Annotated in this window: 11 protein-coding genes and 1 tRNA gene; 1 reads left to right on the top strand and 11 read right to left on the bottom strand. The window is 35.1% G+C overall.

From position 1 onward, the window contains the following. Positions 1 to 316 precede the first annotated feature (316 nt). Positions 317 to 1,060 (bottom strand): 5'/3'-nucleotidase SurE, encoded by a 744-nt coding sequence (gene surE, locus IHO13_RS03175; protein WP_225538245.1) that lies wholly within the window; start codon positions 1,058 to 1,060, stop codon positions 317 to 319. Between the two features lie 219 nt (positions 1,061 to 1,279). On the opposite strand from surE, the gene ligA reads away from it, so the two are divergent. Continuing rightward, positions 1,280 to 3,316, top strand: a complete 2,037-nt coding sequence (gene ligA, locus IHO13_RS03170) for an NAD-dependent DNA ligase LigA (RefSeq protein ID WP_225538244.1) — start codon at positions 1,280 to 1,282, stop codon at positions 3,314 to 3,316. A gap of 98 nt (positions 3,317 to 3,414) precedes the next feature. Here ligA and ruvC read toward each other — a convergent pair whose 3' ends face one another. The 10 genes from ruvC to IHO13_RS03120 all read right to left on the bottom strand — a co-directional run. After that, complete coding sequence (gene ruvC, locus IHO13_RS03165) at positions 3,415 to 3,903, bottom strand: crossover junction endodeoxyribonuclease RuvC (protein ID WP_225538243.1); 489 nt, start codon at positions 3,901 to 3,903, stop codon at positions 3,415 to 3,417. Further along, positions 3,904 to 4,731 (bottom strand): cytochrome c oxidase subunit 3, encoded by an 828-nt coding sequence (locus IHO13_RS03160; protein ID WP_225538242.1) that lies wholly within the window; start codon positions 4,729 to 4,731, stop codon positions 3,904 to 3,906. Between the two features lie 47 nt (positions 4,732 to 4,778). After that, positions 4,779 to 5,477 (bottom strand): TenA family protein, encoded by a 699-nt coding sequence (locus IHO13_RS03155; RefSeq protein WP_225538241.1) that lies wholly within the window; start codon positions 5,475 to 5,477, stop codon positions 4,779 to 4,781. Beyond that, positions 5,477 to 6,163, bottom strand: coding sequence for a TenA family protein (locus tag IHO13_RS03150; RefSeq protein WP_225538240.1), 687 nt, complete (start codon positions 6,161 to 6,163; stop codon positions 5,477 to 5,479). Before IHO13_RS03150 ends, IHO13_RS03155 begins: the two co-directional genes overlap by 1 nt. A gap of 116 nt (positions 6,164 to 6,279) precedes the next feature. Further along, positions 6,280 to 7,452, bottom strand: a complete 1,173-nt coding sequence (gene metK, locus IHO13_RS03145) for a methionine adenosyltransferase (RefSeq protein WP_225538239.1) — start codon at positions 7,450 to 7,452, stop codon at positions 6,280 to 6,282. A gap of 64 nt (positions 7,453 to 7,516) precedes the next feature. Beyond that, positions 7,517 to 7,593, bottom strand: a tRNA-Ile gene (locus IHO13_RS03140). A gap of 1 nt (position 7,594) precedes the next feature. Then, on the bottom strand, positions 7,595 to 7,864 hold the full coding sequence (gene rpmA / locus IHO13_RS03135) for a 50S ribosomal protein L27 (RefSeq protein ID WP_225536232.1): 270 nt from the start codon (positions 7,862 to 7,864) through the stop codon (positions 7,595 to 7,597). A gap of 10 nt (positions 7,865 to 7,874) precedes the next feature. Continuing rightward, positions 7,875 to 8,177 (bottom strand): 50S ribosomal protein L21, encoded by a 303-nt coding sequence (gene rplU, locus IHO13_RS03130; protein ID WP_225538238.1) that lies wholly within the window; start codon positions 8,175 to 8,177, stop codon positions 7,875 to 7,877. A gap of 89 nt (positions 8,178 to 8,266) precedes the next feature. Next, the gene (locus IHO13_RS03125) at positions 8,267 to 8,581 is read right to left on the bottom strand and encodes an ankyrin repeat domain-containing protein (RefSeq protein WP_225538237.1); all 315 of its coding nucleotides are present in this window, start codon (positions 8,579 to 8,581) and stop codon (positions 8,267 to 8,269) included. Next, positions 8,571 to 8,783: ankyrin repeat domain-containing protein (locus tag IHO13_RS03120; protein ID WP_225538236.1), on the bottom strand; the 213-nt coding region annotated here is incomplete at its 5' end. The genes IHO13_RS03120 and IHO13_RS03125, both read right to left, overlap by 11 nt.

Genomic DNA, 8,783 nt, shown 5'->3' with positions numbered 1-8,783 from the left:
TCATTTGGCAAATTTCTTAAATATTTATTGATAAAGCAACATCATGGATCCCAATGTCAGCCTACTTGGATGATGCCCTCGTGATAGGCTTAAATCACAACGCTTGTATAGTTTTGTGTCAGCTACTTACATGACACTGCTTTTGTTTCAATATTTGCAAATTAACCACGTTCCTGAATAGATATCAAAGTTTTGAATTTAAAACCCTATTTACAACACCAACTCGCACCTAAAAAGGTGCGAAACAGGAGGTATTATGTCTAATAGCAACATATTATTCGGCTAATAAAAGATTTGCAAACGTTTTTTCAATTAACTATGGAAAAAATTTGTCTGCGTGAGAATTTTTCATGGCATTCAACGTATCATAATCTGTAAAATCTAATTTTATTGGTGTGATAGTGATAAATCCTTCTTTGATTTTACCTACACTACCACTACCTGAGTGTTCTCGAGACCAGTTTAAACTTAAAGAGCCATCTGAATTTTCAGTAAAGGTTAAATCTCCATCAATGTTATATTCACCTTGCTCAACAAACTCTATTCCTTTTACTTTTTCCACAGCAGGAAGATTTACACTCATCGCTATATTTTTAGGCCAGCCAATTTCAATTAGTCTAGCAATAACCTTTGGTGCAAAAACCTTTGTATTATGCCATTTTATTCCATTATGATGTACTTGACTTAGCGCAATAGAAGGTATAGATCTTGCTGCTCCTTCCATAACAGCACCAATTGTTCCTGAATAACAAACATCGTCTCCAACGTTTGATCCAATATTTACTCCAGATAGTATTAAATCTGGCTTTTTATCCATAATTTTATTCAGTGCAATAATAACACAATCTGCAGGAGTACCAGACACACTGAATTCCTTTTTACCATTTTGGTTTACTCTAATAGATCGACTTATTGGGTAGTAAAGAGATCTTGCTGCTCCACTTCTGTCAGTATCTGGTGCCACTACCCATATTTCTGATGCAAAATTTTGCGCGATCTCTTTGAGTAACTTTATCCCTTCACTTTCAAAACCATCATCATTTGTTATTAATATTACCATATGAAATTTTATGTACTCCAAAGTTATAATAAGTAATTCTAGCTATTGGTTGCAAATAAGTATATCGCTCTTGACTACTTTCAATCATCTGTGGCTTCATTGATTTTCTAGTACTTTACCTCTACTATGCATTAAATTCATGAAATTTCATAGCTTGACGAAAAATTTAATATGATTCCATATTTGTGTACTAGTTCCAGTGTTGGGAGATAATTGTATATGATTAATTTAAAAAATTTGAGACGAGAACTTGCTAAATTGAAAATGCAAATAGATTATCATGATGTCTTATACCACCAAAAAAACAAGCCGGAAATCACTGATGCTAAATATGATGAGCTAAAGCGAAAGTTAACTGAGATAAAGGAACAACTTCCAGAAATTCATGTAACACAGAATAGTGTTGGTGCTGCACCCGATGAGAGATTTTCCAAGGTAGAACATCAAGAACCTATGCTTTCTCTTGAAAATGCTTATGATGAAGAAAGTGTGGAGAGATTTTTATCTAAAGTAAAGAGGTTTTTAATTGAGGATGAAATAGAAATATTATGTGAACTAAAAATTGATGGGCTATCGTTTTCCGCAATTTATGAGGATGGAAGGTTTGTTAAAGCTGCAACTCGAGGCGACGGTTTTGTAGGAGAAGATGTTACCTACAATGTAGCAACAACACAAGGCTTCCTTAAATCTTTGCAAGGTGTGCAAGGAAGGCTAGAAGTAAGGGGAGAAATATATATTAGCAACAGCGACTTTTTAAAGTTAAATGAAAACAATGAGTTTGCCAATCCTAGAAATGCGGCTGCTGGTTCTCTGAAGCAGTTGGATGCAAACGTTACGGCAAGTAGACCACTTAGATATTTTGCTTATTCTTTGATTGGTGGAAAAGAGAAAAGCCAAAGTGAAGTACTAGAGAAACTTGAGGAACTTGGCTTTTGCGTAAATGAGCATCGGTTCTTAACAAGCAGTTTGAGTGGAATGCTGAAGTTCTATAACGAGATCTATAATCATCGCTATAACTTGGATTATGATATCGATGGAATAGTCTATAAAGTCAATGATTTGATGCTGCAAAATCGTCTAGGAAGCACTCACAAAGCACCACGTTCAGCACTTGCGTACAAATTCTCTGCGGTTTATGCAAAAACAAAGCTAAACAAGATATTTATACAAGTAGGTAGAACAGGGATTTTAACTCCTGTTGCAGATTTAGTGCCAGTCAATATTGGCGGAGTGCTAGTCAGTAGAGCAAGCCTGCATAACCAAGATGAGATAAAACGTAAAGACATAAGAGAAGGAGATGTTGTAACAATCAAAAGGTCAGGAGATGTGATTCCTCAGATTGTTAGAGTAGATAAAGGCTCTCGTCACACAGATACACCTGAATTTGTATTTCCTGAAGCATGCCCTGAATGCGGTAGTGAAGTACAGATTGAGGGGGCAGCAATAAGGTGCCCTGAGGAATTTACCTGCAGAGCTCAAATAATAGAAAAACTGAAGCATTTTGTATCGAAAGATGCATTTGACATTGTTGGCCTTGGTGAAAAGCAAATAAAGTTTTTTTATGACCTTGGTTTGGTAAAGCAAATCCCAGATATTTTTACCTTAGGAGAAAAATTAAATGAACTTAATCTAGAAGAACAGTCTGGCTGGGGCGAGAAATCAATAACTAATTTATTAAATGCTATACAAAGCAGAAAGGTAATAACTCTAGACAGGTTTATATTTTCTTTGGGTATTAGATTTATTGGCCAAGTTGCAGCAGCATTGCTTGCAAATTATTATGTCTCTTATGACAATTGGTATAGCTCGATGATCAAACTGCTATCAAATGATGCTGAGATAGATACAGATAGTGCAGAGAAGAAAGAAGCCAAATCTTTTAGCGATGAGCTGGTAGGTATAGATGGCATAGGAGAAAAAGCGGCTAAATCTTTGGAATCATTTTTTTCTAAGGAACATAACATCAAAATGTTAAATGATCTTACCACATGTCTTAACGTTCTGCCTTTCAGCTCCAACTCCAGCGATTCTATTTTGAATAATAAAGTTATAGTGTTTACCGGCAAATTACTTACTATGAGTAGAGGGGAGGCAAAAGTAAGAGCTAAGGCTCTAGGAGCAAAAATTAGCTCAAATCTTTCTGCTAAAACTGACTACCTCATTGCAGGAGAAGATCCAGGATCCAAATATAAAAAGGCAGTAGAATTAGGTATAGAAATTTTAGATGAAGAGCAGTGGCACAAAATGATAAATTAGGAAATGTCTAAATGATCATACCTTTGAGATAATGTGTAGCCTTTTTAGGATACCTTGTTTATCTCATTCTACCATCTCACTGAACGGGTACATAAAAACTATCCCATAAAACATGAATCTTTCATATGAGCGTGACAAATTGCTATAGCAAGAGCATCAGCAGCATGGTGGCATTTTATATTTAAATTTTTAACTATCTGTTTTACCATAAATATAACTTGATCTTTGTTAGCATGGCCATTTCCAGTAATGCTTTTCTTCATATAGTTCGCATCATATTCATTTATAGTTAACCCTGCTATCTCCAATGATAAAATTACGACCCCTCTCGCATATCCTAAAATTAGCGAAGATTTAGGACTCTTATTAACGAAAATTTTCTCCACCGCAGCTTCACTTGGAGAATACAAAGAAATTACTTTTCTTAATTGTCCGAAAATTATGTACAGACGTTCACCTATGCTGAGCTTACTGTCAGTTGATATGGTACCACTTTCCAGAAACTCAATATTACTTTTCTCACTCAGATTGATAATAGCCCACCCAGTTTTACTTATTCCCGGATCGAGACCTATTATTTTAACCACCTAAAAAACACTCAGCCAATAAATAAATACAAACAAAAATATCCAGACCGCATCTACAAAGTGCCAATACCAGGAAGCAAATTCAAAGCATAAATGGTCTTGAGGTGTAAATTGATTTTTCCGAGCCCTGAACAAACACACTGACAAAAATATTATCCCTATTATAACGTGTGCACAGTGAAACCCGGTAATCATATAAAAATTGGACGCATAGATCAGCTTTTCTCCTGTTTCTTGTAGAGAAAAACTCGCCTCATGATACTCTATAGCTTGCACCATTATAAAAAATACCCCAAGCAATATAGTCGTTAATAGCATTTTAATCATGCTCTTTTTATCATTTTCGAGTAGAGAGTAATGTGCCCAGTTAATAGTTGTGCCAGAAAGCAATAATATTAACGTGTTCATAAACGGTAATGACCAAGGGTCGGGTGGCAAAATTCCCTCAGGAGGCCATTCAACCCTTTTTGTAAGAGAAAATGCTTCAAATGAAAAAATTGGGCTAAGCCAGGCTTTAAAGAATGAACAAAAAAACGCTATAAAAAATACAACTTCTGAAAAGATAAATAAGTACATTGCAATCTTAAGTCCATTTTTTACAACGTCAGTATGGCATTTATCATAAATGGCTTCTTTTATTACATCCCTCCACCAATAAAATAATACCCCTGATACCCCAGATATTCCTGAAATTAAACTAAGTATTCCAAAAACCTGTTTATGGAGGGTACCAACTAACCCAAGCGCAAGAATAAGAATTGCCGCTGATATAACAATTGGCCAAGGACTTGGGTCCACTAAATGAAAATCATGTTCTTTACTTTTCATACCATCTTCAAAAATACGTATTAAGCATACAAATTGGCTCAAAATTGTCAATGTTCCTCAGGCACTTGATTAAATTTTGAAACATTATATGCACTGTTCCAAAAGTCCAACTCAAATTGTGCACTGATTCTAAATAATTCAAGCATTCTGCTCCTTTCATTTCCCCCTACTTTTTGGCAATATTCATCAACAATATTCTCTAAAGCGATGCACCCAGACTCTACTAAACTACCGCAATAAAAATCAAACCAATCTTTATATCTGTTATTTTTCTTAATCTTGCTCTTCATGCTATCAATAACGACCTTATATATAAAATGGCAGGAGTATAAAATTGTTATAGCTTCATAAGTGTCGTTATATGAGGTAGACAAAAGAAAATTAGTGAAATTGAAGCATTCAAGGGACTTTTCTCCACGATTTATGGAATACACAGCAAAGTAGTGGTTATATAAAACTCTCATAATGGCCATTGCTCCTTGAGCCACTTCTATGAGTAGGGTAATGTTGTTACAATTTTCTACCTTGGATGCAGTGATTAAAACGGTACGAATATAATCACTCAAGAATAAGGCATCTTGTTGAACATAGAATTTGAAGCTCCCTATGCTTAGAGTATTATTTGCCAATTCAACATTAAAAGGATGTTCAATCATGTCCTTTAAAAGATTTGATCCATAGTAACTCTTAATTATGCCACTGAACACTATAATACCATCAAGACCAAGATGTGAGAAACTTTCCACTAACACGCTTTTACCATAGGTGTATTAAAGTAATACACCTCATCCCAAAACATTAACTCTAGCTCCAGCCCTCTTTTAAAAAACTCACGCATTCTTTTCTTCTCGTATTCACCAGCTTTTTTATATAGCTTATTTATAATATTGGTAACCTCATAAATTGCAGCATCCATTGTTTTGCTATTATAAATGTCGATCCATCCTTCGTACTTGTTATTTTTAACCTTCCTAGGTGTTATCTTATTCATCATATGATGCACAACGATTTGGTATATGTTGAAGCAAGGGTAAGATGCTGCTAAAGCTTCAGCAACAGAATTATGATATGCAGCACACATGAAAAAGTCAGTAAAGGCAGAACAAGTCCTTGATTTCTTGTGATTATCGGATAAATCACAATCTTCAAAATATTTTTTATATTGTTTTCGAACATCAAATGTTCCCCTTGCTACATTGATTAAACTATTCATTATTTCAACTTCATTCACTTTAGCTGCAATAACCAACAAAGCACGAGTGCAGTCTACTAAATATAAGAAATCCTGCTGAAGATAAAATTTAAATTTTTCATAATCTAGCGTACTATCCATTAGCTCAACATTGAAAGGATGTTCTTTTATTTTTTCAATAAGATCGGACGATTCTCTTACAGCTATATCGTAGAATTTCTCTTCTATTCTGTTACACATTTTGTGAGCCCCCGTAAATATGAAAATTATTACTAATATAGTATAATTATTATGAAAAGCTAATTATACTTTAACAATAGGTTAGTATATCAGTACTAAGCTATAAATCAAAAACTTTAGCAGTCTAAAGAAATTTTTTTGTTGTTCCCCATATTAAACTTCCTACAAAAAACATCAGATAAATCTATGTTTTCCCAAGAGAACCCACCATCTTCTTCTGATTCCTTACCAAAGTGTCCATAACAGGCTGTACGTTTATATACAGGACGGTTAAGCGATAAATGTTTGATGATGCCTTTAGTTGATAAATCTATGTTATCTTCGATAAGCTTTTTAATTCTCTTTTCATCTACCGTATTTGTACCAAATGTATCAATGTAGAATGAGGTAGGTTTTGATACACCAATTGCATAAGAAAGCTGCACAAGACATCGCTCGGCTAAACCTGCAAAGACAATATTTTTAGCAAGATATCTTGCCATATAAGCTGCAGATCTATCAACTTTTGTTGCGTCTTTTCCAGAAAACGCTCCCCCACCATGCGGAATATATCCCCCATAAGTATCAACCATGATTTTTCGTCCGGTTAATCCACAATCACCAACTGGTCCACCAATAACAAACCTACCAGTTGGATTGACCAAGAGATTTTCCTCAGAACACATCCACCCTTTAGGTAAAGATGAAACTATGCAAGGGTAAATTATTTCCTTTACTTTTAATTGATCCAGATCTTCAGGGTGCTGTATTGAAACGACAATACTTTCAGTACGTACTGGCAGATTATTCTCATACGCCAAGGTAATTTGCGATTTTGCATCTGGACCAAGTTTTGCTTCTTTAGCTACACTCATAATATTTTTTAAAATCAAGTGTGCATAAAAAATGGGCGCTGGCATGAGACTCTCTGTCTCTGTTGTTGCATAACCATACATAATGCCCTGATCTCCAGCACCTTGATCTACCCCTATTGCAATGTCATTTGATTGTTTATGCAACAATATATTTATTTTCACTCTTCTCCAGTGGAAACTATTGTGTTCGTAACCAATATCTTTTATTGTACTGCGTACAATATTCTCAATTCTGTTATTTACGATGTTAGGTCCAAGCACTTCTCCCGCTATAATAACGTTATCTTTAGTAACTAAAGTCTCTATTGCGGTTCGCGAGAAAGGATCAGTAAAAAGGTACTCGTCAAGTATTGCATCTGAAATTTGATCCGCTACTTTGTCTGGATGACCAGCTGCAACTGATTCACTGGTGACTAAATTTTTATATAAACTCATGCTTTAAGCTTCTGCTCATACAATATAAAAGTTGTTATAGAAAATCCAGCTAGCAATTACTAAATGGTGGGCCTGGGAAGAGTTGAACTCCCGACCTCACGCTTATCAGACGTGCGCTCTAACCACCTGAGCTACAGACCCCCTAAGCTGAAATTTGTATATTATCCGCAGGCAAGATATCTATAAAAGTCTTTTTATTTACTGACTTTCTAAATTTGACCCAGCCTTCCACTTTAGCAAAAATTGTATGATCTTTACCCATACCGACATTCCTTCCAGGGTGAAATTTTGTACCTCTTTGACGGACAATTATGTTACCAGGAATAACTTTTCCGTTCTTTTTTACCCCTAACCTACGACCTGCGGAATCTCTACCATTACAGGAACTACCACCTGATTTTTTAGTTGCCATACCTTATCCCTTACTTTTGAAGATTAATTTCATTGATACGAAGAACAGTTATATATTGCCTATGGCCAGTTTTCCTACGATAATTCTTTCTTTTCTTCTTTTTAAAAATTATAATTTTCTTCCCTCTACGTTGCTCAAGCACTTCAGCTTTAACAATAGCGTTAGGTGAATAAGATAAACCGTTGTTTAAAAGGCAAACTACCTTGTCAATCTCTACCTCCTTTCCTTCCTCAGCTTCCAGTTTTTCTACTTTTATTACACTACCTTTTTTTACTAGATACTGCTTTCCACCTGTTTCAATCACCGCAAACATAACAAATATACGCTTTCACTGTTAACTTTAATCGTAAAGGATGTCATATATGCTGTCAAGACAAATAATTTTCCTCCTCTCAAGCTACATTAAACACCTTCAGCAGACACAGGAACTGCACCATGAGTTAAAAGCAACTTCACAAGATCCATATAATAAAAATCAGTGGCATAATGTAATGCTGTCATTCTTTTGCTGTTTTTAGCATTAACGTCCGAATTGTCTGTCAGTAGTACCATAGCTACATCAACGTTTTCCATCACAACAGCAAGGTGGAGTGAAGTATTGCCATCTTCATTTTTAGCATTAACATCATCACCTTTTTTGAGGAAATATTCTGTTATAGTTAGAGCTTTTACACAAAGCAGAGTAGTGTATGGAGTTCTACCACATCTATCTAGCATTAATATAAACACCTTTATTGATCACATACTCCACGATTCTCAAGTTTTGTCCAAGAACGGCAAAGTGTAGCAGTTTTATGTTACCAGAATCAATGTCATCACCCTTACTGATGAGATACTTCAATATATCTAATTCCCCACTATAAACAGCTGCATGTAATTGAGTAACACAATCTTTATTCTTAGCGTTAACAACACAATC

Origin of the sequence: Wolbachia endosymbiont of Mansonella perstans, from assembly GCF_020278605.1 — a bacterium.
Lineage (GTDB): Bacteria > Pseudomonadota > Alphaproteobacteria > Rickettsiales > Anaplasmataceae > Wolbachia.
Note: the sequence above shows the minus strand (reverse complement) of the source record. Positions and strands in the feature narration are given on the sequence as shown.